Annotated in this window: 27 protein-coding genes; 18 read left to right on the forward strand and 9 right to left on the reverse strand. The window is 67.9% G+C overall.

The window, feature by feature from the left end:
* Window position 1 precedes the first annotated feature (1 nt).
* Together EV653_RS25140 and EV653_RS25145 are read right to left on the reverse strand one after the other, a co-directional pair.
* Window positions 2–1297, reverse strand: a complete 1296-nt coding sequence (locus EV653_RS25140) for an ABC transporter substrate-binding protein (RefSeq protein WP_134106129.1) — start codon at window positions 1295–1297, stop codon at window positions 2–4.
* The gene (locus tag EV653_RS25145) at window positions 1294–2187 is read right to left on the reverse strand and encodes a nucleoside hydrolase (RefSeq protein WP_134106130.1); all 894 of its coding nucleotides are present in this window, start codon (window positions 2185–2187) and stop codon (window positions 1294–1296) included. Before EV653_RS25145 ends, EV653_RS25140 begins: the two co-directional genes overlap by 4 nt.
* 116 nt (window positions 2188–2303) lie before the next feature.
* On the opposite strand from EV653_RS25145, the gene EV653_RS25150 reads away from it, so the two are divergent.
* The 9 genes from EV653_RS25150 (at window position 2304) to EV653_RS25190 (ending at window position 12754) form a co-directional block, all read left to right on the forward strand.
* Window positions 2304–3713 (forward strand): FGGY family carbohydrate kinase, encoded by a 1410-nt coding sequence (locus EV653_RS25150; RefSeq protein WP_134106131.1) that lies wholly within the window; start codon window positions 2304–2306, stop codon window positions 3711–3713.
* A gap of 267 nt (window positions 3714–3980) precedes the next feature.
* Complete coding sequence (locus EV653_RS25155) at window positions 3981–4709, forward strand: cupin domain-containing protein (RefSeq protein WP_202871812.1); 729 nt, start codon at window positions 3981–3983, stop codon at window positions 4707–4709.
* A gap of 11 nt (window positions 4710–4720) precedes the next feature.
* On the forward strand, window positions 4721–5881 hold the full coding sequence (locus EV653_RS25160; RefSeq protein WP_134106132.1) for a Gfo/Idh/MocA family protein: 1161 nt from the start codon (window positions 4721–4723) through the stop codon (window positions 5879–5881).
* Window positions 5881–7368 (forward strand): dihydrodipicolinate synthase family protein, encoded by a 1488-nt coding sequence (locus tag EV653_RS25165; RefSeq protein WP_238160068.1) that lies wholly within the window; start codon window positions 5881–5883, stop codon window positions 7366–7368. Before EV653_RS25160 ends, EV653_RS25165 begins: the two co-directional genes overlap by 1 nt.
* Complete coding sequence (locus EV653_RS25170; RefSeq protein ID WP_134106134.1) at window positions 7365–8180, forward strand: sugar phosphate isomerase/epimerase family protein; 816 nt, start codon at window positions 7365–7367, stop codon at window positions 8178–8180. The genes EV653_RS25165 and EV653_RS25170 overlap by 4 nt, the downstream gene beginning before the upstream one ends.
* 19 nt (window positions 8181–8199) lie before the next feature.
* On the forward strand, window positions 8200–8946 hold the full coding sequence (locus EV653_RS25175) for a sugar phosphate isomerase/epimerase family protein (RefSeq protein ID WP_134106135.1): 747 nt from the start codon (window positions 8200–8202) through the stop codon (window positions 8944–8946).
* Window positions 8947–9088: 142 nt separating this feature from the next.
* Window positions 9089–10477 carry a diguanylate cyclase domain-containing protein gene (locus EV653_RS25180; protein WP_238160070.1) on the forward strand — a complete coding sequence of 463 codons (1389 nt, stop codon included), beginning with the start codon at window positions 9089–9091 and terminating at the stop codon, window positions 10475–10477.
* Window positions 10478–10511: 34 nt separating this feature from the next.
* Entirely contained in the window at window positions 10512–11666 is a 1155-nt protein-coding gene (locus EV653_RS25185) for a hypothetical protein (protein ID WP_134106137.1), read from the forward strand.
* Window positions 11663–12754: a hypothetical protein gene (locus EV653_RS25190; RefSeq protein ID WP_134106138.1), complete on the forward strand. Its 1092-nt coding sequence runs from the start codon at window positions 11663–11665 to the stop codon at window positions 12752–12754. Before EV653_RS25185 ends, EV653_RS25190 begins: the two co-directional genes overlap by 4 nt.
* Here EV653_RS25190 and EV653_RS25195 read toward each other — a convergent pair.
* The 3 genes from EV653_RS25195 to EV653_RS25205 form a co-directional block, all read right to left on the reverse strand.
* Window positions 12735–13217: a GNAT family N-acetyltransferase gene (locus tag EV653_RS25195; protein WP_134106139.1), complete on the reverse strand. Its 483-nt coding sequence runs from the start codon at window positions 13215–13217 to the stop codon at window positions 12735–12737. The genes EV653_RS25190 and EV653_RS25195 overlap by 20 nt on opposite strands.
* Window positions 13218–13298: 81 nt before the next feature.
* Window positions 13299–14099, reverse strand: a complete 801-nt coding sequence (locus EV653_RS25200) for a Fic/DOC family protein (RefSeq protein WP_166679549.1) — start codon at window positions 14097–14099, stop codon at window positions 13299–13301.
* A complete protein-coding gene (locus tag EV653_RS25205; protein WP_130445777.1) occupies window positions 14096–14326 on the reverse strand; it encodes an antitoxin VbhA family protein in 231 nt (76 codons plus the stop codon). Before EV653_RS25205 ends, EV653_RS25200 begins: the two co-directional genes overlap by 4 nt.
* Window positions 14327–14454: 128 nt before the next feature.
* Here EV653_RS25205 and EV653_RS25210 point away from each other — a divergent pair, with 128 nt between their 5' ends.
* The 5 genes from EV653_RS25210 (at window position 14455) to EV653_RS25230 (ending at window position 18044) form a co-directional block, all read left to right on the forward strand.
* Window positions 14455–15333 carry an aldo/keto reductase gene (locus EV653_RS25210; protein ID WP_134106141.1) on the forward strand — a complete coding sequence of 293 codons (879 nt, stop codon included), beginning with the start codon at window positions 14455–14457 and terminating at the stop codon, window positions 15331–15333.
* A 38-nt stretch (window positions 15334–15371) separates the two neighbouring features.
* Complete coding sequence (locus EV653_RS25215; protein WP_134106142.1) at window positions 15372–15707, forward strand: tetratricopeptide repeat protein; 336 nt, start codon at window positions 15372–15374, stop codon at window positions 15705–15707.
* Window positions 15708–15834: 127 nt separating this feature from the next.
* Window positions 15835–16980: an LLM class flavin-dependent oxidoreductase gene (locus EV653_RS25220; protein WP_134106143.1), complete on the forward strand. Its 1146-nt coding sequence runs from the start codon at window positions 15835–15837 to the stop codon at window positions 16978–16980.
* A complete protein-coding gene (locus EV653_RS25225; protein WP_134106144.1) occupies window positions 16977–17579 on the forward strand; it encodes an FMN reductase in 603 nt (200 codons plus the stop codon). Before EV653_RS25220 ends, EV653_RS25225 begins: the two co-directional genes overlap by 4 nt.
* Window positions 17580–17612: 33 nt before the next feature.
* Window positions 17613–18044, forward strand: a complete 432-nt coding sequence (locus EV653_RS25230; protein ID WP_166679550.1) for a hypothetical protein — start codon at window positions 17613–17615, stop codon at window positions 18042–18044.
* On the opposite strand, the gene EV653_RS25235 is transcribed toward EV653_RS25230, so the two are convergent.
* On the reverse strand, window positions 17970–18758 hold the full coding sequence (locus EV653_RS25235) for a TetR/AcrR family transcriptional regulator (RefSeq protein ID WP_134106146.1): 789 nt from the start codon (window positions 18756–18758) through the stop codon (window positions 17970–17972). The two genes, EV653_RS25230 and EV653_RS25235, sit on opposite strands and share 75 nt — an antisense overlap.
* 94 nt (window positions 18759–18852) lie before the next feature.
* On the opposite strand from EV653_RS25235, the gene EV653_RS25240 reads away from it, so the two are divergent.
* Both EV653_RS25240 and EV653_RS25245 read left to right on the forward strand, forming a co-directional pair.
* Entirely contained in the window at window positions 18853–19800 is a 948-nt protein-coding gene (locus tag EV653_RS25240; protein WP_134106147.1) for an ATP-binding cassette domain-containing protein, read from the forward strand.
* A complete protein-coding gene (locus EV653_RS25245; RefSeq protein WP_134106791.1) occupies window positions 19800–20582 on the forward strand; it encodes an ABC transporter permease in 783 nt (260 codons plus the stop codon). The genes EV653_RS25240 and EV653_RS25245 overlap by 1 nt, the downstream gene beginning before the upstream one ends.
* A 370-nt stretch (window positions 20583–20952) precedes the next feature.
* Here EV653_RS25245 and EV653_RS25250 read toward each other — a convergent pair whose 3' ends face one another.
* Window positions 20953–21720 (reverse strand): SDR family NAD(P)-dependent oxidoreductase, encoded by a 768-nt coding sequence (locus tag EV653_RS25250; RefSeq protein WP_134106148.1) that lies wholly within the window; start codon window positions 21718–21720, stop codon window positions 20953–20955.
* 18 nt (window positions 21721–21738) lie between these two features.
* Between EV653_RS25250 and EV653_RS25255 the strand changes: the two genes are divergently transcribed.
* Entirely contained in the window at window positions 21739–22098 is a 360-nt protein-coding gene (locus EV653_RS25255) for a hypothetical protein (protein WP_134106149.1), read from the forward strand.
* A gap of 50 nt (window positions 22099–22148) precedes the next feature.
* The gene (locus EV653_RS25260; protein WP_134106150.1) at window positions 22149–22688 is read left to right on the forward strand and encodes a GNAT family N-acetyltransferase; all 540 of its coding nucleotides are present in this window, start codon (window positions 22149–22151) and stop codon (window positions 22686–22688) included.
* Window positions 22689–22864: 176 nt separating this feature from the next.
* On the opposite strand, the gene EV653_RS25265 is transcribed toward EV653_RS25260, so the two are convergent.
* Both EV653_RS25265 and allB read right to left on the reverse strand, forming a co-directional pair.
* Entirely contained in the window at window positions 22865–23680 is an 816-nt protein-coding gene (locus EV653_RS25265) for a bifunctional allantoicase/(S)-ureidoglycine aminohydrolase (protein WP_134106151.1), read from the reverse strand.
* Window positions 23677–25017 carry an allantoinase AllB gene (gene allB, locus EV653_RS25270; protein ID WP_134106152.1) on the reverse strand — a complete coding sequence of 447 codons (1341 nt, stop codon included), beginning with the start codon at window positions 25015–25017 and terminating at the stop codon, window positions 23677–23679. Before allB ends, EV653_RS25265 begins: the two co-directional genes overlap by 4 nt.
* Window positions 25018–25036 lie beyond the last annotated feature (19 nt).

Raw genomic sequence — 25036 nt, forward strand, 5'->3', positions numbered from 1 at the left:
GCTAGCTCTTCGCCCAGGCGGAGATGATCTCCTGCATCTTCTTCGACGCCGCGTCCGGGGCGACCTTGCCTTGCAGCAGGTCGCTCTGCACGCTGAAGTACTGGTCGGCCTGCTTCTTCGGGAACGCCTGGTCCTGGATCGTGTAGAACCCGTTCTTGCCGTACTTCTGCGACCACTCCGCCGACAGCGGCAGGGACTTCGGGTCCGGCTCGGCGCCCTTCACCGTCGAGGCGGTGATGTTCATCGCCTTCTGCGCCGCGGGCTGCACGATGAAGTCGATCAGCGCGGCCGCCTTGTCGGCGTTCCCGGTCTTGGCGTTGACCATGTAACCCTCGACGAAGCCCGAGTGCCGCGCGGGCGACTTATCCGTCGGCAGCTCGAAGTTGCCGAACCCGGCGGGGCTCTTCTTCGCGGCCAGGATCGCGCCGGCCTCGGTCCACTGACCGGCGATGGTGTACGCCGTCTTGCCCTGCACGTACCACGGTTCGACATCGGACGGGTCGAGGGCGAGGGCACCTTGCGGCAGCCACTTCTTGTCCTGCCACTTCTTGAACAGCGTGAACGCCTCGACCACCTCGGGCCGGTCCCAGCTCTCGGCGCCGGTCAGCAGCTTGTCGTGCAGCTCCGGCCCGGAGGTGTGCTCGAGCAGGTACTCGAACAGGCGCATGATGTCCCAGCCGTACTTGCCGCCGAGCCCGCACGGCGTGACCCCGACAGCCACCAGCTTGTCGTTCAGCGCCTCGAGCTCGGCGTACGTCGTCGGCGGCGCGCTCACACCGGCCTTGGCGAACAGCGACTTGTTGTACCAGGCACCTAGTCCGAGCTGCACGAACGGGACGCCGGACTTCACCCCGTCGAAGGTCATACCGCTGATCGCGGTGGTGTTGAGCTTGGAATCCCAGCCGTACTTGTCGTAGTACTTGCTCAGGTCCAACGCCTGCTTGGCCTTCGCGAACGGGCTGCCGATCTGACCGCCCCAGATCCGCCAGACGTCCGGGCCCTTGCCGCCGAGCAGCTCAGTCCGCAGCTTGTCCGGGTACACCGCCGCGCCGGAACCGGGCAGGCTGTCGACGGTGGTCGTCGTACCGTTCTGCTCGTCGAACTTCTTCACCTGGGCCTTGAGCAGGCCGATGGTCGAGTCGTCCTCGTAGGTGAACAGGCGCAGGTTGTTCGACGCCGCCTGCGTGGCTCCCCCGCCCGTCGACGTACCACCGCCGGTGCAGGCGGACAGGCCGGCGCCGAGTGCGGCGGCGGACGTGAGGCCGAGGAAACCGCGGCGGGTGAACGACGTGCTCATGAGTTGCTCCTTTGGCGGGCAAAACGGCGGATCTTGGCGAACATGTCCTCGAGCAGGAAGCGGACGTCCACCTGCTCGCAGACCTGGATGGGGTTGTCGGTGCCCGGCAGATACCAGCCGTCGACACCGAAACGCGGCGCCGGACGGGTCCGGAAGTTGCCGCTGTGCGGGTAGAGCATCAGGGAGATCGCAGGCGAGTCGCCGAGGGAGCGGGACTCGATCGGCTCGCCGTGGTACGTCGCGTTCCACTCGACCAGCTGGTCGATCAGGTAGCGACCGAGCGGGCCGGCGTCGCCGATCTTCTCCTCGAGCTCCGCGTAGCTGACCGAAACCTTCGTGTAGACGTCACTCGGGACCTGCCAGACGGTGATGCCCGAGCCGAACACGACGTTCGCGGCGTGGATGTCGTTCGACAGGTTGAACTCCATCCGGTGATCGGCCGCGTAGCCGTTGTAGCCGCGGCCGCCGATCCAGACCACGATCACGTCCCGATTCACCAGATCGGGCTCGAGCAGGATCGCCGACGCCATATCGGTGATCGGCCCGAGGAACGCCACGAATAGCGGGTCGCCCTTCGAGGCCAGCTTCGATTCCTCGATGATCAGCCGCGCACCGGGCGAGTCGAGCGGGGTCTGCTCGTCCGGGATGCCGGTCGTCGCGCCGTTCGCGACCGGGACCTTGCCGGTCAGGTCGAGCAGGTCCAGCAGCAGGTCGATCTCCTCGCGGGACTCCTCCATGCTCCGGTCCGACCGGTGGGTGCCGAAGTGGGCGGGGATCAGTCCGCGGATGTCGAAGGTCGGCGACAACAGCCCGTGCACGATCGCGAACTGGTCGTCGGCCTCGTTCTTGGCATCGGTGTTGATGATCACCCGGCGTCTGCTCGGCTTCACTCGCGCTCCTCATCCCTTGAATATGAATAGATATTCACTAGTGCATAGCCTGTCGCCATGAGTGTCACCACGACGCTAGAGTCGCGTCAAGGGTTCAGTTGAAAGTTGGAGGGCGGATGGTCCAGGCGGTGCTCGCGATCGACCAGGGCACGACCAACTCCAAGGCGATCCTGGTTGACGCCGACGGGCGGGTACTTGGGACCGGGTCAGCCCCCGTCGCGCTGTCCACTCCGCGCCCCGGCTGGGTCGAGCAGGACGCCGACGACCTCTGGCAGAGCGTGCTGCAGGCGATCGCCACCTGCCTCACCGCCGCGACCTCGGCGGTCGACCTCGTTGGGATCGGGCTCTCCACTCAGCGCGAGTCCGTCGTCGGCTGGAGCAAGTCGGGCCGGCCGGTCGCCCCTGTCCTCGGCTGGCAGGACACCCGCACCGCCGCCTGGTGTGCCCAACTGCCTTCCGGTGTTGGCGATCTGGTCCGTCGACGGACAGGGCTCCGGGTGGACGCGATGTTCTCGGCGCCGAAGATGCGCTGGCTCCTCGATCGGTCCGACGCCCTCGTCGGCACGGTCGACTCGTGGCTGATCCATCGGCTAACTGGTTGCCGCGAGCATCTGATCGAGGCCGGGAACGCCTCACGGACCTTGCTTTTCGACGTTCAGGAATTGGACTGGTCGACGGAGTTGCTCGACGCATTCGGCGTACCGCGGTCGGCGCTGCCCGACGTACGGCGGTCCGACGCGGGCTTCGGCGTGACCGCAGGCGTGCCGGGTCTGCCGGACGGGATCCCGATCATCGCCGTCCTCGCGGACTCGCACGCGGCGATGTACGGCCAGGGCTGCACGCAGCCGGGGATGGTGAAGGCGACGTACGGCACCGGATCGTCGGTGATGACGCCAGTGGACGGCTTTACCGAAGGCGGTTGCACGCTGGCCTGGTTGACGGATCGGCCGGTCTACGCGCTCGAAGGAAACATCGTGTCGTCCGGCGCGGCCCTGGCGTGGACGGCCGACCTGCTCGGCCTGCCCGACGTCGGCGGCCTGGTCGCCCTCGCCGCAACCGTGCCGTCGGCGGAAGGCGTCGTACTCGTGCCGGCCTTCGCCGGACTGGGCGCGCCGCACTGGGACCGCGAGGCCCGCGCGGCGTTGACCGGGATGAACAGCTCGACGACGCGCGCTCACATCGCCCGCGCGGCCGTCGACGCGGTCGCCCATCAGATCTGCGACATCACCGACACCATCCCGGGCGGAGTCAAGAGCCTGCGCGCCGACGGCGGGGCGACCGTGTCGGAGCTGCTGATGCAGACCCAGGCGGATCTGCTCGGCCGACCGGTCGAGGTTGCCGACGTACCGGAGGCGTCTGCCTTGGGCGCGGCCGAGCTCGCCTGGACGACCTTGGGCGCAACGACCGGCTGGGCCGCGCGACGTTCGTACCGGACGTTCGAGCCCCGGCTCGATGCCGCCGCGCGGGCCGAGCTACGGACGCAATGGGCCGGAGCGGTCGCGTCCGTCCGGGGCCGGTCGGCCTGATCCGGTCGATGCCGTCGGCAAAGACCTTGCGCCCGGCGTTCTGGCCGGTCGTCTTGTCGTAGCCGGGGCTGTTTGTGTTTTGCCGGCGAGCTGCGACGGACGGCGCTGCGGCACGGTTTCGGCCGGCCGGGGTGCGGCGTACCTGTCAGTGACCGGTTGTGTTCGGAGATCGCTTTCCGTGACAGGTTGACTCGGTCCGGGCGCCCACCTATGGTTACGGGCACAGGCTGCGGAAAGCCCTTTCCCAGGCTCAGGAGGGAGGCGTGCATGTGTGAGTTCGAACCCGGACCGGCCATGCCGCTACCGGGTGGGATCGGCATCTCGAAGCTGACGGTGTACGACGCCGAGGCCTCCGACGGCCTGGTCGGCGGTACTCCGCACGTGCACCTGGCCTGCTCCGAGGGGTATTACGTGCTCGCCGGCGACGGCGCCGTACAGACACTCTCCACGAAGGGCTACAGCGAGACCCCACTGCAGGTCGGCGCGGTGGTCTGGTTCGGCCCCGGAACGATCCACCGGCTCATCAACCGCGGAGGTCTTCAGATCCTCGCCCTGATGTCGAACTCCGGACTCCCTGAGGCCGGCGACGCCGTGATGACACTGCCGCCGGAGTACCTCGTAGACCGCGAGACCTACGTGAAGGCGACAGCACTCGCCGACGGCGCGCGGACGCAGTCGGCGATGGCCCGGCGCGACCTGGCCGTGCAGGGGTACGCCGTACTGCGTGAACGGTACGAGTCGGAGGGACCGTCCGCGCTTGAGGACTTCTATGCGGCCGCGATCCGGCTCGTGCAGCCGCAGCTCGCGGACTGGCGGAAGCGCTGGGAGCAAGGCGCGCGACGCCTCGCCGACGAGACCGGCGCCGCGCTGGACGCCCTGGAGGCCGGCGCCGCCCCGCACCTGGAATCAGCTGAGCTGCACCAACTTCCCGCCCCTACTGAGTCCGGCCTGCACGGCATGTGCGGCCGCCTCGACGTTTATGACACTCGAGCGTGAGAGGTACGACAGTGAACGAGCGACGCATCGGCATCGTGATGAACGGCGTCACCGGCCGGATGGGCCTGCGCCAGCACCTCGAGCGTTCCATCGTGGCCATCCGGGAGCAGGGCGGACTGCCCGCCGCCGACGGCACGATGATCATCCCCGAACCGATCCTGGTCGGCCGTAACGAGCTCAAGCTGCGCCGAATCGCCGAGCAGTACGGGTTGGAGCGGTGGACCACCGACCTGGCCGAGGCGCTGGCCCAGCCGGATGTCGAGATCTACTTCGACTCCCAGCTCACGCAGCTGCGCGAGAAGGGCGTCCGCGCCGCGGTCGAGGCCGGAAAGGCCATCTACTGCGAGAAGCCGATCGCCGAGAGCCTGGACGCAGCGGTCGATCTGGCCCGGACAGTGATCGACTCCGGGCTGAAGAACGGCGTCGTGATGGACAAGCTGTCACTGCCCGGGCTGCGGAAGCTGAAGCGGCTGGTCGACGGCGGGTTCTTCGGCCGGATCCTGTCGGTCCGGGGCGAGTTCGGCTATTGGGTCTTCGAGGGCGACTGGCAGGAGGCGCAGCGGCCGTCGTGGAACTACAAGTCCGAGGAGGGCGGCGGCATCATCCTCGACATGTTCTGCCACTGGCGGTACGTGCTCGACCAGACGTTCGGTCCGGTCAAGTCCGTGTACTGCCAGGGTGCGACGCATATCCCGACGCGGGTTGACGAACAGGGCGACAGGTACACCGCGACCGCGGACGATGCGGCGTACGGCGTATTCGAGCTCGAGGGCGGGATCGTCGCGCAGATGAACTCGTCGTGGGCGACGCGGGTCTTCCGGGACGAGCTGGTCGAGTTTCACGTGGACGGGACGGAAGGGTCGGCTGTCGCTGGGTTGCGGCGGTGCCGGGCGCAGCACCGGTCGGCTACGCCCAAGCCAGTGTGGAACCCGGATCTGCCGGCCACGGAGAACTTCCGCGAGCAGTGGGCCGAGGTGCCGGACAACGAGCCCTTCGACAACGGCTTCAAGGTCCAGTGGGAGATGTTCCTGCGCCACGTCGTCGACGACGCTCCGTTCACCTGGGACTTCGTCGAGGCAGCCAAGGGTGTGCAGCTGGCGGAACTGGGCCTCCAGTCGTGGCACGAGGGCCGCAAACTCGAAGTCCCCAAACTCGACATCGAGGCCAAGTAATGGCGCTGGAACTCAAGCTACCTACAAGCGCCGGAGCCTCCGGCGTGCCCACCTCGGCCAGCGGCGCAGAAAGCGGTGGTGGTGCGCGGCCGGATGCCTCGAACGGCGGGGCAGGTGCAGCGCCCGGCGCGCGCGGATCGGCGGCGAGCGGCGGCTCGCCCGGCGCGGCACGCGCTTCAGGCGGCGGCTCGCCGGGCGCGGCACGGGGTCCAGGCGGCGACTCGCGGGGCGCGGAAGGTGAGCTGGGCGGCAGCGGCGCGGGGAGGGTCGCGGGTGGATCAGGCGGCGGCTCGCGAGGTGTGGAAGGTGGGGTGGGCGGTGGCTCGCGGAGTGGGGTGAGTGGCTGGGCTGGGTCGGCTGGTGGTGGGGTGGAGACTTATCGGTTGGTTGGGCAGCCGGTTGCTCAGGGTGCCTGTTTGCCGGCGGCTTCTCGGGTGGCGTTTGCGGCGGCTCATGTTGTCGCCGACCCCCTGGGGGACAACTCGCCGGGGGCGCCGGCGGTGGTGGATTGGGAGCATACGCTGGGGTTTCGGCGGTATTTGTGGTCGCTGGGGTTGTCGGTTGCCGAGGCGATGGATACTGCGCAGCGCGGGATGGGGCTGGATTGGGCGGCTACCCAGGAGCTGATTCGGCGGTCGGCGGCTGAGGCGCCTGATGGGCGGATCGCGGTGGGCGCCGGGACGGATCAGCTTGCTGCTGGCAAGCATTCGCTGGAAGACGTGATCTCGGCGTACGAAGAGCAGTTTGCGGTGGCGGAAGCGGCCGGCGCGCAGCCGATCATGATGGCCAGCCGGGCTTTGTGCGCGGCTGCTGAATCCCCCGACGACTACCGAAAGATCTACGACCGCCTTCTCACGCAGTCCACCAGGCCTGTGATCCTCCACTGGCTAGGTCCCATGTTCGATCCCGCGCTGGACGGCTACTGGGGCAGCGGATCGTTCGACTCCGCCGCCGACACGGTCGTTGCCCTGATCAACGATCACGTGGCGAAGGTCGACGGGATTAAGATCTCGTTGCTCGACGCATCGTATGAAGTTGCCTTGCGCAACCGACTCCCCGAAGGCGTCCGGCTCTACACCGGTGACGACTTCAACTATCCCGAGCTGATCCGCGGCGACGAGAACCGGCACAGCGACGCCCTCCTCGGGATCTTCGCAGCTATCGCCCCGGCGGCCGCGGCCGCGCTGAAAGCCCTGGACGCCGGCGATTCGGCGGAGTACGAGCGGGTGTTCGCACCAACCGTCCCGCTCGCGCGGCAGATCTTCTCCGCGCCGACGTACTACTACAAGACTGGAATCGCCTTCCTGGCTTGGCTGAACGGGCACCAACCCGGCTTCACGATGGTCGGCGGCCTGCAGACGGGACGGTCGCTACCGCACCTCGCCGACACGTTCCGGCTGGCCGACCAGGCCGGCGTACTCACAGACCCCGAACTCGCCGTCGACCGGTTCCGTCAGCTGTTGCGCGTGAGCGGTGTCGACGCATGAACAGGTACAGCCTCAACCAGGCGACAACGAAGTACTGGCCGCTCGAGGATGTCGTCGCTGCTAGTGCCACCGCGGGCCTGGAGTGGATCGGCCTGTGGCGCGAGCCCATCCAGGAGTACGGCGTCGACCAAGCGGCCAAACTCGTCGCCGACGCCGGCCTGAAGGTCTCGTCGCTGTGCCGGAGCGGGTTCTTCACGTCGACCGACCCGGCCGAGCGCCAGGCGAAGATCGAGGACAACCGGCGCGCGATCGACGAGGCAGCGACCATCGGTACGTCGGTACTCGTCCTCGTCAGCGGCGGGCTGCCCGCGGGTTCACGTGATCTCGACGGTGCGCGCGGCATGGTGCGCGACGGGCTCGCCGAGCTTGCGCCGTACGCCGAAGAACGTGGCGTGAAGCTCGCGGTCGAGGCGTTGCATCCAATGTTCTGCTCGGACCGCTGCGTAGTGTCGTCGCTCGGCGGCGCGCTCGACCTGGCCGAGCAATTCCCGGCCTCACAGGTCGGTGTGGTCGTGGACGCATACCACCTGTGGTGGGACGCGGACGTGTACCGGCAGATCGAGCGGGCCGGTGAGCGGATCCTGTCGTACCAGGTCAGCGACTGGGTCGTCCCGCTTCCCGAGGACACGCTGCTCGGGCGCGGCATGATGGGCGACGGTTCGATCGAGTTGCGCCGGCTGCGCGAGGCGTGCGACGCCGCGGGGTACGACGGGCCGATCGAGGTCGAGATCTTCAACCAGCAACTGTGGGACGCGCCCGGCCAGCAGGTCTTCGACCTGGCACTGGCGCGCTACGAAGAACACGTCATCTAGCGAACGAGGAGCTGTCTGTATGACTATTCCCGCCGACGGGATCGGGATGCACCTCTACACGATGCGGGACGTCCTGGCCGAGGACTACCCGGGCACGCTCAAGCGCCTGGCCGGCATCGGTTATCGGACGGTCGGCGTGAGCGGCCGGTTCGACCACAGCGCCGAGGAGATCCGGTCGTACGCCGACGACGCCGGGCTGAAGATCGTGCTCGAACACGTCGGGTACAAGCGGCTGGCCGACGACTGGGCGGGCGCGCTCGCCGATGTGAAGACGCTCGGCGCGCAGTGGGCCGTCGTACCGTCGATCCCGTCCGAGCAGCACTCGGTCGAGGGCTTCAAGGCTGCGGCGGCCGCCTTCACCGAGGCCGGAAAGGCGGCGCGCGACGCTGGGCTGAAGCTGCTCTTCCACAACCACGGGCGCGACTTCGACGAGGTCGGCGGGCAGGTGCTGTACGACATCCTGCTGGACGTGGACCCGGAGCTGCTCGGCTTCGAGCTGGACCTGTACTGGGCGGTCGACGGCGGGCACGACCCGGCGAAGCTGTTCCAGGAGCACCCCGGCCGGTTCCCCGCGCTGCACGTCAAGGACATGGCCGAGGACGGCTCGTGGGAGGACGTCGGCGCCGGGAAGCTCGACTTCGGCGCGATGTTCGAGCACGCCCGGGCGGGCGGCGTGGAGCAGTGGCTGGTCGAGCACGACAAGCCCACCGACGCCTGGAAGTCGGCCGAACGCAGCTACCGCGGCCTCACCGAAATCCGGTACTGAGCAGTTCTCAGGATTGTGAGAACCAACGCTTAACCGGGTCAATTCCGGTTACGTCTGCTCACGTGTGGTGAGATCGGCCTATTCTCAACGGGTGCAGAACGATCCAACGGTGCGGCTGAGTGCCGTCCGTCGACTGTACGAAGTGAGCGCTCGGATGGGCGCTGGGCGCAGCCTTGCCGAAACGCTGCAGGCCGTGGTCGACGGGGTCGTGAACGGGCTCGGCTTCGGGATCGCCGTACTGAACCTGCGGCACGCGGACGGGAAGTTCGAGGTGATCGCGGTCGCAGGTTCACCCGAGGCGCGCGAGGCGCTGCTCGGGCGGGTGAGCGCGCCGGACATCTTCGACACCGAATTCGCAATCGCGGACGCGTGGGGCAAGCTCCGGTTCGTACCGCACGAGCGTCTGCCCGAGGGTGAGGTCGTCGGCTGGGTGCCCGACGTACCGGTGTCCGACGATCCGGGCGCGTGGCATCCGCTCGACGCGCTGTTCGCGCCGCTGTACTCCTCCGACGGCGAGCTGGTCGGGATGCTGTCGGTCGACCTGCCCGAGGACCACCGGCGGCCCGGGCCGATCCACCGGGAGCTGCTGGAGATCTTCGCGACCCAGGCCGGGCTGGCGATCGACAAGGCGCGGCTGACGGATCAGCTGATGGCCGAGAAGACGCGGCTGGAGGCGAGCGAGGCGACGTTCCGGCTGGTCTTCGAGGGCGCCGGGAACGGCATGGCGACGATCGGGTTCGACGGCCCTGAGCGCGGTCGGATCCTGCGCGTGAACGACGCGTTCTGCCGGATCACCGGGTACGTCGCCAGCGATCTCCTCGGGGCCCGGTTGGCGCAGTTCCTGCGTGACGAGGAGCCGGGGTCGACCCGGTCCGACCTGGAAGATGTTGCTGCTGGCAACGGTACGTACCGGTTCGAGCGGGTGTTCACGCAGCCGAGCGGGAACGCGATCTGGCTGGGCGGTACGGCGGCGATCGTCGAACAGGGCGTCGAGCGCCCGCGGATCCTGCTGATCCAGATCGACGACGTGACGGCACGCAAGGACGCTGAGCGGGAGCTTCGTCACCATGCGGCGCACGATCCGCTCACCGGCCTGCCGAACCGGCGGCTGCTGCAGCATCGGTTCACGAAGGTGCTGGAAAGGACGCGTACGACGGGACGCCCGGGGGCGCTGCTCTTCTGCGACCTGAACCACTTCAAACTCGTGAACGACGGGTACGGCCATGAAGCCGGCGACCGCGCGTTACGCGAGATCGCGAACCGGCTGTCCACAGCCGTCCGCCACGGCGACACAGTCGCCCGGCTCGGCGGCGACGAATTCGCCGTACTAGCCGAAGACATCGCCGGCGACGACCTGACTACATTGATTGCGCGCCTGGAGTCCGCCGTCAGCCTCCCGCTCCCCAACATCGCCGTACGGGTAACCACCAGCGTCGGTACCGTCCCCATCACCCCCCACTCATCCGACCTGGACACCCTCCTCCACCAGGCCGACCAGGCCATGTACATGGCCAAGAACCGCCGCAGCTGATCCATCGGACTACGGTCGGCCCCACGCGGATTGCATGAAGCTGCAGCTCATGTGTCTTGATGGGGAGGGTGGGCTGTGGTTCAAATGGGGCTTATTGACCTGGGGGGAACTGCATATGCACCGCACTCTCATGAGCGGGCCCATATGGGTCTCTTATGCGCAGATCTACGTAGAGAGCAGCGGGGACTTCTCATCGATGGAGGAGTGTTTTGCGGGGCAGCGGAACGGGCTGTGTGGGGCTGCCGTAGCGGGGAGGTTGTTTCTTCTGACCGGGCTGCACTCGGGACAGGTCGCGTTTGCGGTCGAGTTGTACGACGACGAGCCGGCGATCGACGACAGCTGGGAGGAGATCGTCGAGGCGTCGTACCGGCCGCTCGGTGACGCCGTCCTGGTGGAGTGGGGCGGGGGTCCCGGCGCGTGGGAGTTGGATCTTCAGCCGCAGGTCGACTACCGCGTCCGGTACTGCGGCTCGGGCATGGACGCGGCTCACCAGCACGGGCAACCGGAGGGCGAGCCACCCGTGGACCACTACGTCCTGCAGTTCTGGCCAGCACCGCCCGCGCCCGATCGGGTGGTAAAGGTAACGAGCCGACAGGCGGCGTACTCGCACGAGAGCGTGCGGACCGCGCCGCCACCACCGACCGCGGAGCAGAAGGCGCGAGCCGCCGAAGAACTCAAGCGGATTGAGGAGATGAACGGGCAGGTCACGGTCCTCCCAGCGTGGGGCGGCAGTCTGCTGGGTGTCCGCGAAATCTGGCAAGCCAACGACCTGGCGCGGCTCGATGGTCCGCTGCTCGAAGCACTCGAGCGCGCCGACGAGGACACGCAGTACGCCGTGGCAAGGTGGTCGGCGCGGCGTGCCTGTCGCGCGGCCGGTCTGGAAGAGATCGCCTGGATTGCGGCCGCGCTTGACGGCATGGACCGCGGACTCGCGGTCCACGACGCGTTTCATCCACCGCCCGGAGCGTTCGGCGACGGCCCATACGCGGTCGCCACCACGGGTGACTGGGATCCCGCGCGCAGCGGCCCTGTGCAGGCGATGCTGGTGATCAGAACAGCCGGGCTCGACGATCCGCTCGCCGCGGCCGTCGGCTCCCTCTGGCTGGCGATCGGTGCCACAGGCAACGATCTGGCGCTGGTCGACGAACTCCGTCAAGCCTTTCCCGAACTCAGGAGCCCGGCTTCATGACGATGCGCACACTGATGAACGAACCGGCCAGGGTCGCGTACGCGCAGATCTACGTCCAGAGCGGAGAGGACTACGCCGACCTCGGTGAATGTTTCGCCGGGCAGCGAAACGGATTGTGCGGCGCGGCGGTGCCGGGGAAGCTGTTTCTGGTGACCGGCCTGCACACGGGCAGGGTCGGCTTCACCGTCGAGTTGCACGACACGATGCCCTCGGTCGAGTACAGCGCGGAGGACGTCGTCGAGGCGCCGTACCGGCCGATCGGTGACGCCAAGCTGGTCACCTGGGGCGGAAGCGCCGGCCCGTGGTCGCTGGCGCTCGAACCCCAGACCGACTACCGCGTCCGCTACTCGGCCTGGGGCATGGACGAGGGACACCAGGCCGGCCCGCCGATGGACGGCGAGCCGCTCGTGGATCGCTATCTCCTGCAGTTCTGGCCGGCTCGGCCTGCACCTGATCGGGTGGTGAAGGAGACCAGTAAGCAGGCGGCGTACTGGCACAAGTTCGCCCGTCAGCAGCCGACACCCGCCCAGCTCGCCGCACTGAAGCAGGAGAAGGCGCAACAGGAGGAAGAGCGACGACTGGCCGAGCGGGTGGCCGACTGGGGTGGTGCGCTGCCGTCCGAGCGAATGGAGCGCACTCGATTCAGCCGGGAGCTGTCGTACCTGGATCGGGCTTTGGTGGACGAGCTCGAGCAAGCCGACCCGCAGACGTTGCGTTCGGTCGCTCGCTGGGCGGCCCGACGCGCGTGCGAGGAGGCTGGGTACGCCGACGACGAGCGCATCGCCGGCATCCTCGACCGTATGGACCGCGGCGCCGACTGGTTCGAAACCCTCAACGGTCCCCGACCTCCAGCCGAACCGGGAACCAAGCCCCGCGAGGTCGTCGCCCAACTCGGCATCCAAGCACACGGCTGGTTCGATCACCGCACCCCCTACGAGAACACCACGACGGTCGTCACCCCAACCTTCAACGAGGACCCATTCAGAGCCGTCATCGAAACGATCTGGCTGGCAACAACCCCGTTCACAGACAAACACCAACTACTGGCCGAGCTCCGCGACCGCTTTCTTACGAACCCAGTTTTGTGAGGGGCTCGTCGGTTAGGCGGTAGACGGTCCAGTCTGCCTGGGGTTTGGCGCCTAGGGACTTGTAGAAGTCGATGGCGGGGGTGTTCCAGTTGAGGACGGACCATTCGAGGCGTTCGTAGTTGTTGGTGACGCATTCTTGGGCCAGTGCGGTGAGGAGGGCTTTGCCCAGGCCGGTGCCTCGGGTTTCGGGGCGCACGAAGAGGTCTTCGAGGTAGATGCCGTGGACGCCGCGCCAGGTGGAGAAGTTGAGGAACCAGATCGCGCAGCCGGCGATCTCGCCTTCGTGTTCGGCGACATGGCAGAAGACCGCGGGGTTCGGCCTGAAGAGTGCGGTTTCCAGTTGGTCGGCGGTCAGGTGGCACTCGCCGGGGGCGCGCTCGTACTCCGCCAACGCATACACGAGCTCTACGAGCGCCGGGATGTCCTCCGGCCGGGCACGGCGAATCCGTTCGTCGGTCTGCATATGGCCTATCCTGCACCGCCCGAGGCCGAGCCCGACCAGGCGCGATGCCGCCACCCACCAAGGGGAGGTAGGTAACCGGGTTCAGTCGTCGCGTTCGGTGTCCTGGTCGGCTTCTTGGGCTACGGCGTACGTCTCGGGCCGCTCGCCCAGCCCCGCGTTCTCGTCCGGGCCGTCGGCGTCGACGCCGGCGTACGTCGAGCTCTGCAGCTGTAAAGCCATGGCCAGCTCGGGATCTGCCCGGACCACGGAGCCTCGTTCGACCGTGATCTTGTCGAAGACGGCGTACATCTTGCGCGGGTCCGGGTCGGTGCTCTTCTCCAGGTCCTCCGGGTACGCCGCGCTCGACGCCGCGTTCCACTCGTCCCGCTCGACGCGGTCGAAGTCGAGGCGGTACGGCGACATCTCGGCGACGTGGCTCATGAACACCTTGCCCGCGGCACCGTTTCCCTCGCGGAACGGGTGGGTGAGGTTCTGGTAGCTGTACACCTCGGCGATGCTCTGGACGAACTCGTCCCGCGACATCGTCGACCAGTCCTTGTCGTTGATCTTCGCGCTGACCTTGCCGGTCCACTTGTCCAGCAGCTCGGCCGGCACGAACGTCTTGCCCTGTTTGGTGATACCGACGTTCCGGAACTCCCCGGCCCAGTCGTACACGTCCTGGAGCAGGTGTTTGTGGATCGCCTGCACGTGCGCCTTGTCGTACGTGCGCGGGATCTCGACATCGCCGCGATCGATCTCGCCTTGCCGCAGGGACCGCAGCCGGTACTCGGCGAAGTGCAGCTCGACGGGGTTCTTGATACCGAGCTTGTTCCGCAGACAGCCGCCGGGCTCCCAGAGATACGCGTCCCAGCGTTGCTTCTCCGGTGAGACCGGTTCGGTCACACCGGGTCTCCGCCGGTCACCTTCGACATCGTGCGGCGGATGTACTCCGCGGTGTCGATCCGGCCCGCCTCGCGGTCGGCCAGGTCGGCGACGTCGTCGCGTTGCGGCTCCCAGCCTTCCAGCCGGTTGTTCGCGAGCGCGTCACTGACCCGTTGCTTCTGGTCATCGTCGAGCGATTCGAACAACTCCGGCCAGCGCTGGGCGTAGCGGCACGGTTCGTAGGCCATCAGTCAGCTCCCCGAGTAGCTAGCAATCGGGCCAGCGTAGCGAAGTCCGGGGATTCAGTAGCCGGGCTGCTGAGTGTGTTCGGATATTCCTGTTGGAATTCGTAGTGTTCGCGCGGGAGGTTGGACGTATGGCAGCTGACACGAACAAGACCCGCCGGATCGGTGACGTCGAGGTATCCGCGATCGGGCTCGGCGGGATGCCGATGTCGATCGAGGGCCGGCCCGACGAGGCCCGGTCGATCGCGACCATCCACGCCGCACTGGACGCCGGGATCACCCTGATCGACACGGCCGACGCGTACCACCTGACCGCCACCGACGACGGCCACAACGAGAGCCTGATCGCCAAGGCGCTGGCGTCGTACGGCGGTGACACGTCCGACGTACTCGTCGCGACCAAGGGCGGCCACCTGCGGCCCGGCGACGGCAGCTGGACGCTCGACGGCTCTCCGAAGCACATCGCCGAGGCGGCCGAGGCGTCGCTGAAGCGGCTGGGCGTGGAGGCGATCGGGCTGTACCAGTTCCACCGGCCCGACCCGAAGACGCCGTACGAGGACTCCGTCGGCGCGATCCGCGACCTCCTCGACGCCGGCAAGATCCGGATGGCCGGCATCTCGAACGCGAACCCGGCCCAGATCAAGCAGGCCAACGAGATCCTCGGCGGCCGGCTCGTCTCGGTCCAGAACCAGTTCTCGCCGAAGTTCCGCTCGAGCGAGCCGGAGCTGGAGCTGTGCGACGAGCTGGGCATCGCGTTCCTGCCGTGGTCCCCGCTCGGCGGGATCTCCAACGCCGGCGAGCTCGGCGCGAAGTACCCGGCCTTCCAGACCCTCGCGGCCGAGCTCGGCGTCAGCCCGCAGAAGCTCACGCTGGCCTGGATGCTCGCGAAGTCGCCGGTCGTCATCCCGATCCCCGGCGCCAGCCGTCCGGAGACCATCCGTGACTCCTACTCCGCCGTGGACCTGCAACTGACGGCCGACCAGGTCGCAGTACTCGACGCCTCGGAATAACGACTGCCGGGTACGGCGTTCTGCGGCGCGTGGAGGATATGCGTGCACTGAGCTACGGACTGGGACAGCAGTACTTCGAGGAGCGGGACTATCGCGGGGCGATCCGGGCATTGAAGCCGGTTGTCGACGAGACGCCGGACGATGTCGGGACGCGGCTCTTGCTGGCGCGGGCGTACTACCACGCGGCGCTGCTGAAGCCGGCGGAGGAGCATCTGCTCGAGGTGATCGAGCGGGAGCCGACCGAGTACTACGCCCACCTGATGCTGGCGCGGACGCTCGAGCGGCAGTCCCGCCGGGACGAGGCCGGGAAGCATCGGCGCATCGCCGCCGCGCTGACCGGTGACGACGAGATACTCGAAGCTCACACACACTGATCGACGACACTGAAGGCCCGCGATCCACACCTGGATCGCGGGCCTTCGGCGTACCTGGGCCGGAATGACTGGCCAGTGGTCGGTGTTATGTAGTTTAATTGTGAACTACTTAGACGGAGGAGAGCCGATGCAGTTCGGGGTGTTCAGCGTTGGGGACGTGACCGAGGACCCGACGACCGGGGTCACGCCCACCGAGGGTGAGCGGATCAAGGCGATGGTGGCGATCGCGCTCAAGGCCGAGGAGGTCGGGCTGGACGTGTTCGCGCAGGGTGAGCACCACAACCCGCCGTTCGTGCCGTCGTCGCCGACGACCCAGCTCGGGTTCATCGCGGCGCAGACGTCGAAGATCATCCTGTCCACCTCGACGACCCTGATCACGACCAACGACCCGGTGAAGATCGCCGAGGACTACGCGATGCTGCAGCACCTGGCCGACGGCCGGGTCGACCTGATGATGGGTCGCGGCAACACCGGCCCGGTGTACCCGTGGTTCGGTCAGGACATCCGCAACGGCATCGCGCTCGCCGTCGAGAACTACGCGTTGCTCCGCCGGCTCTGGCGCGAGGACGTCGTCGACTGGGAAGGCAAGTTCCGTACGCCCCTGCAGGGGTTCACGGCCACGCCGCGGCCGCTGGACGGCGTACCGCCGTTCGTGTGGCACGGGTCGATCCGGTCGCCCGAGATCGCCGAGCAGGCGGCGTACTACGGTGACGGGTTCTTCCACAACAACATCTTCTGGCCGATCTCGCACACCAAGCAGATGATCGAGCTGTACCGCCGGCGCTTCGAGCACTACGGACACGGGGCCGCCGACCAGGCGATCGTCGGCGTCGGTGGTCAGGTCTTCATGCGGAAGAACTCGCAGGACGCGGTCCGCGAATTCCGTCCGTACTTCGACAACGCGCCGGTCTACGGACACGGGCCGTCGTTGGAGGACTTCACCCGGGAGACGCCGTTGACCGTCGGCAGCCCGCAGGAGGTTATCGAGCGGACGCTGTCGTTCCGGGAGCACTTCGGTGACTACCAGCGGCAGCTGTTCCTGATGGACCACGCCGGCCTGCCGTTGAAGACCGTGCTGGAGCAGCTGGACATCCTCGGCGAAGAGGTTGTTCCGGTACTGCGGAAGGAGTTCGCCGCGCTGAAGCCGGCGCACGTGCCGGACGCACCGACCCACGCGTCTTTGAAGGCTGCAGCGGAGCGTGCACGCCAGTTGGAGACCATTGACGAGCCGGCCGTGGTGGCCGAGCCGACCGCCGAGGAGTCGACGCGATGAACGAACGCGTGATTGCTGTGGTGACAGCTGGGCTGACGACACCGTCGTCGTCCCGGCTGCTCGCCGACCAACTGTCGGCTGCGGTCGCGGACGAGTTGTCCGGTCGCGGGATCAGCTCCCGCATCGAGACGATCGAGGTCCGCGACCACGCGCACGACCTCACCAACAACCTGCTCACCGGCTTCCCGTCGGCCGAGCTGCGCGAGGTCCTCGAGACGGTCGAAGCGGCGGACGCCCTCATCGTCGTCAGCCCGACGTTCAGCGCGTCGTACTCCGGTCTGTTCAAGATGTTCTTCGACGTACTCGACGACCAGGCCCTGGCCGGCAAGCCCGTCCTGCTGGCCGCCACGGGTGGCACTGAACGCCACTCGCTCGTCCTGGACTTCGCCCTCCGCCCCCTCTTCGCCTACCTGAAGGCCCTACCGGTGCCCACCGGCGTCTACGCCGCCTCCACCGACTGGGGCCCGAACGCCGCCGGCCTCCGCCCCCGCATCACCCAGGCAGCCGGCGAACTGGTAGCCGCCCTCCACCACGAAACCCCCACAAAGTCCGACCCCTTCACCAACCCCACCCCCTTCGAAGACCTACTCAACAGCTGATCCTGCGGGATCATCGGTCCCGTGTGGAACTGGTTGCTGGAGCGGCGCTGGGCGCTGGGCTTTCTCGCCTGGTCGGCCCTGGCATTCACCATCGCCTACTGGAATCACGACGAGAACCAGCGTCTCGACAATGCTCCGACAGCGCCTGCCGTCATCACGCACATCAACCGGTGGACGAAGGGCGGGCCCGAACTCGAGTTGGACATCAAGCTGCCTGATGGGCGCACCGTGACCGGTCAGACCAACAACTTCAACGACGTTCATCGGACCGGCGAGCGGATCCTCGTCCAGTACGCGCTCGACGGACGCGACGTGTACGTGCGAGAAGCCGGTCAGGGGCCGGATCACACGGGAGTCTGGGGCTGGATGGCCGCCGGATCGGGAGCGACCCTAACCGGCTTGACCCTGATGGTCCTGCGCACGCGCAGAAACAAGCTGCGTGAGGCCGTCGAGGATGGTGGTTAGGCCGAAGGTTAGGGCGTGGGCTGGGTCGAGGGCGGACTGGAAGTGTTCGCCTACGGCAGTGCCTACGCGGCCGGCGACGGGGAAGTGGGTGCCAGACATGACTGCGGTGAGGGTCGGGGAGATCTGACGCCACCACTCCTCGTCGGTGAGGCCTGAGTCGCGTTGGGTGCGGAGTTGTTCGGCGCCGGCGCGGGCAGTGCCCTGGACGTGCGTGAGGACGAGCGTCAGCGCCGAGTCCATCTCGACGTCGGTCAGTCCCAGCCCGTCGAGCGGGCGTAGCTCCGCCTCGTACTTGCGGGTGATGTTCGGGCCGAGCGCCGTACGCATCGTCGGGACCTCGTGGATCCACGGATGGGCGGTCAGGATCTCCCAGTTGCGGCGGGCAATGAATTCGAGCGCGCCGCGCCAGCCGCCGGGCTGCTTCGACGGCTCGTCGGCGTCGGCGTACAGGTCGCCGTACACCCGGTCGAACATCAGGTCGGTCAGCTCACCCTTGCCGGGAACATGCGTGTAGAGCGACATCGTGCCGACCTTCAGACGATCGGCGACCATTCGCATCGAGAGCGCCTCGAGGCCTTCCCCATCGGCGAGCTCGATGGCGGCGTCGACGATCGCGCGCACGGTCAGACCGGAGCGGCCGGGTTTGGAGTGGCTCCCCCACAGCAGCGCCAGACTGCGCGCCGGATCGGGCGCAGCCGCCTTCCTTCCCGCCACCGGAACCTTCTTCCACCGCTCGTCGTTGAACGCATCGTACCCGAGCCGTACAATGTACGGTACACTCTACGGCTCTACAACCCGAGAGGTGGGAATGACTACCGAAACAGTGATCGAGGCCGTCGGCGTACGGAAGAACTACAGGGGCGGCAGGGAGGGTGCGGGGCTCAACGGCTTCGACCTCGAGGTCACGGCCGGCACGGTGACGGGGCTGCTCGGCCCGAACGGCGCCGGCAAGACGACGGCGGTGCGGATCCTGTCCACCCTGCTGGAGCTGGATTCCGGTACGGCGACGGTCGCGGGGTACGACGTCCGCCGGCAAGGCGCGGAGGTACGCCGTCGGATCGGGCTCGTCGGGCAGTACGCCGCGATCGACGAAGTACTCACCGGGCGGCAGAACCTGGTGATGTTCGGGCGGCTGAACCATCTGAGGAACGCCAAGGGCCGGGCCGACGAGCTGCTGGAGCGGTTCAGCCTGACCGAGGCGGCCGGGCAGGCGGTCAGCAAGTACTCCGGCGGGATGCGCCGGCGGCTGGATCTCGCGGCGAGCCTGATCGTGGCGCCGCGAGTGCTGTTCGTGGACGAGCCGACGACCGGGCTGGACCCGGCCGGGCGGCTCGAGGTGCGGTCCGCCGTACGGCAGCTGGTCGACGGCGGTACGACGGTGTTGCTGACGACGCAGTACCTGGAGGAGGCGGATCAGCTGGCGAACCGGATCTCGATGCTCAAGGCGGGGAAGGTCGTTGCCGAGGGCACCCCTGACGAGTTGAAGACGCAGCTCGGGTCGGACCGGCTGGAGATCGTGCTCGCGGATCCGGCCGACGTACCGCGGGTGGTGCAGCTGGCGGGATCGTTGGCGGACGGGGAGATCCGTGTGGTCGACGTACGGGTGAGTGTGCCGGTGAAGGATCGGACGAAGGCGTTGGTGGTAATGGCGAACTCGTTGCATGAGGCAAGGATCGAGCCGGAGGACATCACGTTGCGGCGGCCGACGCTGGACGAGGTCTTCCTGCACCTGACCGGGGCGGAGGTGGCAGCGTGATGTGGGTGCTGGCCGACAGTTGGACGATCGCGCGGCGGACGTTGACGCACTGGCGGAACCAGCCCGGGCTGGTGATCTTCCAGTGGTTCTTCCCGGTGTTGATGCTGTTGATGTTCGGCGGGCTGCTGGGCGGGGCGATGGAGTTCCCGGAGGGTTCGTCGTACTACGAGTTGCTGGTGCCGGGGATCTTCGCGCTGGCGATGCTGTTCGGGCTCGAGGGCACGATGACGGCGGTCACCACGGATGTGTCGAAGGGCGTGACGGACCGGTTCCGCTCGCTCCCGATGAGCTCGACGGCTGTCGTGCTCGGCCGATGCATCGCGGACATGCTCGACTCGGCGGTGACGCTGCTCGTCCTGGTCGCAACCGGCCTGGCGCTCGGTTGGCGCTGGCACGAAGGCCTGCCGTCCGCGCTGGCCGCGTTCGGGTTGTTGTTGCTGCTGAGGTTCGCGCTGTTGTGGGTTGGCATTTTCATCGGTCTCACCGTGAAGAACGCCCAGAGCGTGACGATGGTCCAGGTCGTGGTCTGGCCCATCGGCTTCCTCTCCAGCACCTTCGTAGCCACGTCCACGATGCCGACCTGGCTGGGCACCATCGCCCAGTGGAACCCCCTCTCCTCCACCGCCACAGCCGCCCGCAACCTCTTCGGCAACCCCGACCCCTCATCCACCGCCACCTGGATAGGCACCCACGCACCCCTGGCCGCCGTCATAGCCCCCCTGCTCCTGACCGCCGTCTTCCTCCCCCTCAGCACCCACCGCTACCGAACGCTGTCGCGTTAGCCCTCACCAGAGTCGCCGCAGGCTTCCACCGCGGGTAGGCAGCCTGACAGGCTCATCGGGCTCTGGTGGTGGCAGTTTCACCACCAGAGCCCGCTGCACCTCCAGATCCGCAAGAGCTGCCGCCTTGCTCGGATAGCGGATCTTCCGGTAGCGCCCGTTGGCGTGCAAATGGAGCGTCCACCCGCCGCGGAAAACGAGCACGTGCGTGAGCAGGTTTCCGACGAACGCGACCAGGTGATCAGGTGGTCGAGGACGTAGTCGTAGGCCCACTCCGTGAACCCGGACCGGCGTAGCTCGAAGTCCTCCTCCATCCTTCGAGTATGCCTTTGCGGCACGCGCCACCCTTCGCGCTCCGGGACCAACAAGTTGTCTAGGGCGTTAGTTGGCCGCCGTTGATTTCGATGATTTGGCCGGTGACGTAGGACGACATGCGCTCGGAGGCGAGGAACAGGATCGTGCCGACGCACTCGTGCGGCGTGCCGGTGCGGCCCATCGGGATGGTGGCGAGCATGGCCTGCATCTGGGCGTCGGCGGTGTGGCGCTCGTGGAACGGGGTTTTGATCACGCCCGGCGCGATCGCGTTCACCCGGATGCCTTCCGGGGCGAGCTCCTTGGCCAGGCCGCGGGTGAAGGTGCTGACGGCGCCCTTGCTGGTCGCGTAGATGACCGACCCGCCGGCACCGCCCGTCCGCCCGGCGATCGAGGTGACGTTGATGATCGAGCCGCCGCCCTGTGCGCGGAACACCGGCACGATCCGCCGGCTCAGCGCGAACACCGAGGTCAGGTTCACGTCGAGGATCCGGTGGAATTCCTCGTCCGGTACGTCGGCGATCGGCGACCGGTGGACCAGGTCGCCGGCGTTGTTCACGAGTACGTCGATCCGCCCGTGCTGCGCGAGGACCTCGTCGATGAACGCGTCCGCCGACTTCGGGTCAGCCAGATCCGCCTGGTGCAACGACGCCGTACCGCCGGCCGTCTGCACCGCGCCCACGGTGTGCTTCGCGCCCTCCTCGTTCTGGTGGTAGTGGAGCGCGACCGTAGCCCCGCTCTCCGCGAACCCCACCGCCGCCGCAGCCCCGATCCCACTACTGGCCCCGGTCACCACAACAACCTGATCCCTGAAATCCAGATATCCCATACGCCCTATCCTCTCCCAGTGCCACGTTCCGTTCTGCACGCCGCGTATGTCGCCTGGCCCGCCGCCGTCGTGGCTATGCGCCTGCTGACGCACGTCCGCAGGCGATGCCTGATCGTCACTGGCCTGGGCTACGTGATCGCGCTCGCGCTGGCGACGACCGCCACGCCGGCGTCGGTCGCCGTCCCGTTGGGACTGTTCGTCGGCGGGCTGGTCGCCGTGGGCGGTTGCCTGGCGACGGCGCGTGGGGTGACGTTCACAGTCGATCAGGACACGACTTATTGGCAGTACGACGGGAAGATTCCGGTGGGCGACCGCCTCGTGGAGGTCCTGGGTGTACTGGTCGGCATCGTCGGACTCGTGGCGATGCCGTGGGACTGAACGCGCCGTGTGTGGGGTCGTTGGTCCGGGGCCGGCGGTAGATTCGATGGATGGGATACGCGCTCGGGGAGCTGGGGCTGCGGCGGTGGCGGACCGGTGATGCGTTGCGGCTGGCCGCGGCGCATGCGGATCCTGAGATGGTGAGCCAGGGCGGGATCGTGGATCGGGCGTCCGCGGTCGACTGGATCGGGCGGGTCGCGGACCTGGACAACGGGCACGTGTACGCCGTGGTCGACGCCGACGATCACCCGATCGGCTGCGTCGGGGTGACCAATATCGACCGGCATCGGGTCGGCTGGACCTGGTACTGGACGCTCGCCGACGTGCGCGGCCACGGTGTCGCCCGGGACGCCCTCCGCGCGCTGGCCGGCTGGGCGCACGAGCACGCCGGGCTGTACCGGCTCGAGCTTGGTCACCAGTTGAACAATCCGGCATCCTGCACGGTCGCCGCCCGAGCCGGCTTCCTGTCCGAAGGCATCGAACGCCAACGCCTCGCCTTCGACGGCGCGCGGTACGACGTGGAGCGCCACGCCCGCCTCGTCACCGACCCGCTCACGCCACCAGCCCGCCCCGTCCACATCACCGACTAACTACACGCCACCCCGCCCCGCCCGCACGCGCCACAACTGCCGGGACTGGAACGTCTCAGGGGTCAACCCCGCAGTTGGTCGGTTCGGCCGCCAGATTCTGAGGGGCCAACCGACCATGTCCGGGGTTGACCCCTGAGACGTCCCGAAGGCCGGACGCGTGGGGGAGGTCGGGGGGGTCAGAGGGTGAGTTTGGGGTGGCGGTTGACGTCCTTGTAGAGCAGGTAGCGGAAGCGTCCCGGACCACCGGCGTAACAGGCCTGCGGACAGAATGCGCGGAGCCACATGAAGTCGCCCTCCTGCACCTCGACCCAGTCCTTGTTCAGCAGGTAGACCGCCTTCCCCTCCAGCACATACAGGCCGTGCTCCATCACATGCGTCTCCGGGAACGGGATCACCCCGCCCGGCTCGAAGCTGACGATGTTGACGTGCATGTCGTGCCGTACGTCGTCCGGGTCCGCGAACCGCTGCGTCTTCCAGCGTCCCTCGGTGCCCGGCATCTCGCGGCCCTCGACCTCCGCCTCGTTGGTGACGAACGCCGGGGGTACGTCGATCCCGTCGATCCGCTCGTACGCCTTCCGCACCAGGTGGAACGTCGCGACCGCCTCGCTCGTGTTCCGCACCGTCCAGTCGCCGCCCGGCGGCAGGTAGGCGTACCCACCTTCGGTCAGCGTGTGCTTCTCCCCGGCGACCGTCAGCACAATGTTGCCTGAGACAACGAACAGCACGGCCTCGGCGGCCGGGTCGGTCTCGGGCTTGTCGCTGCCACCGCCAGGCCCGACCTCGACGATGTACTGCGAGAACGTCTCCGCGAACCCGGACAGCGGACGGGCGATCACCCACAACCGCGTGTCGTCCCAGAACGGCAGCCGGCTGGTGACGATGTCCCGCATCGTGCCGCGCGGCAGGACGGCGTACGCCTCGGTGAAGACCGCGCGGTCGGTGGTGAGGTCGGTCTGCGCGGGCAGCCCGCCTTTCGGGGCGTAGTAGCTCATCGTTCTCCTCGGGTCAGCAGGCGTCCGAGCGGGTCGACGGCGATGTCGACGAGCCGGCCGCGGAGCCAGGTACTCCGGACGACGCCGGTCAGTGTGCGTCCGTCGTACGGCGTGATGGCGTTCTTGTGCTGGAGCTGCGTCGCGTCGACGGTGAAGCCCTCGTCCGGGGCGAGCACGCAGAAGTCGGCGTCGTACCCGACCTCGACGGCGCCCTTGGTGGTCAGGCCCGTCTGCCTGGCGGGGGCGGCGGACATCCAGCGGACGACGTCCGAGAGAGTGAACGCGCGGCGGCGGGCCTCGGTCCAGACGGCAGGCAGGCCGAGCTGGAGTGACGCGATCCCGCCCCAGGCGGTGCCGAAGTCGCCGGTATCGAGGTGCTTGAGGTCGATCGTCGACGGCGAGTGATCGGAGACGACCAAGTCGATCGTGCCGTCGCGCAGACCGTCCCAGAGGAGCTCGCGGTTGGCGGCCTCACGGATCGGCGGGCAGCACTTGTACTGCGTGCCGCCGTCGGGGATGTCCTCGGCGGTGAAGCTCAGGTAATGCGGGCAGGTCTCCGCGGTGATCCGTACGCCGTCCGCGCGGGCCTTCGCGAGCAGCGGAAGGACCTCGGCACTGGACACGTGCAGGATATGGACGCGGCAGCCGGTCTCGCGGGCCAGGTCGATGACACCCGCGACGGCCTCGTTCTCGGCTGCGCGCGGGCGGGAGTTGAGGAAGTCCAGGTAGCTCGCGCCGTTCGGCGGGACGGCTTCGTCGATGCGGTGGGCGTCCTCGGCGTGCACGATGAGCAGACCGTCGAAGCTGCTGATCTCACGCATCGCGGCCTCGAGCTGTGCGTGATCGAGCGGCGGGAACTCGTCGACGCCCGAGTGCAGCAGGAAGCACTTGTAGCCGAACACGCCGGCCTTGTGGAGTGGGCGCAGGTCGGGGACGTTGCCCGGGATCGCGCCGCCCCAGAATCCGACGTCGACGTACGCCTGGGTCTCGGCGGTTTTGCGTTTGAGCCTGAGCGCCGGCACGTCGCAGGTCGGCGGGATGCTGTTGAGCGGCATGTCGATGATCGTGGTGACACCGCCGCGGGCCGCTGCCTTGGTCGCTGACGTGAAGCCTTCCCAGTCGGTCCGGCCGGGGTCGTTCACGTGGACGTGGGAGTCGACGAGGCCCGGGAGCAGTACTTCGTCGTCGCTGAGGCGTACGTCGGCGGCCGCCCGGAGGTCGGCGTCGTACGGCGCGATCGCCACGATGCGCCCGTCTCGTACTCCGATCGCACCCGGCTGCTCGCCCGCGGGGCGCACGACTCGCCGGGCCCGGATGACCAGATCAAGAGCGTTCATGCGATCCCTCTCTCCCTTC

Origin of the sequence: Kribbella pratensis (genome assembly GCF_004365355.1) — a bacterium.
Classification (GTDB): domain Bacteria; phylum Actinomycetota; class Actinomycetes; order Propionibacteriales; family Kribbellaceae; genus Kribbella.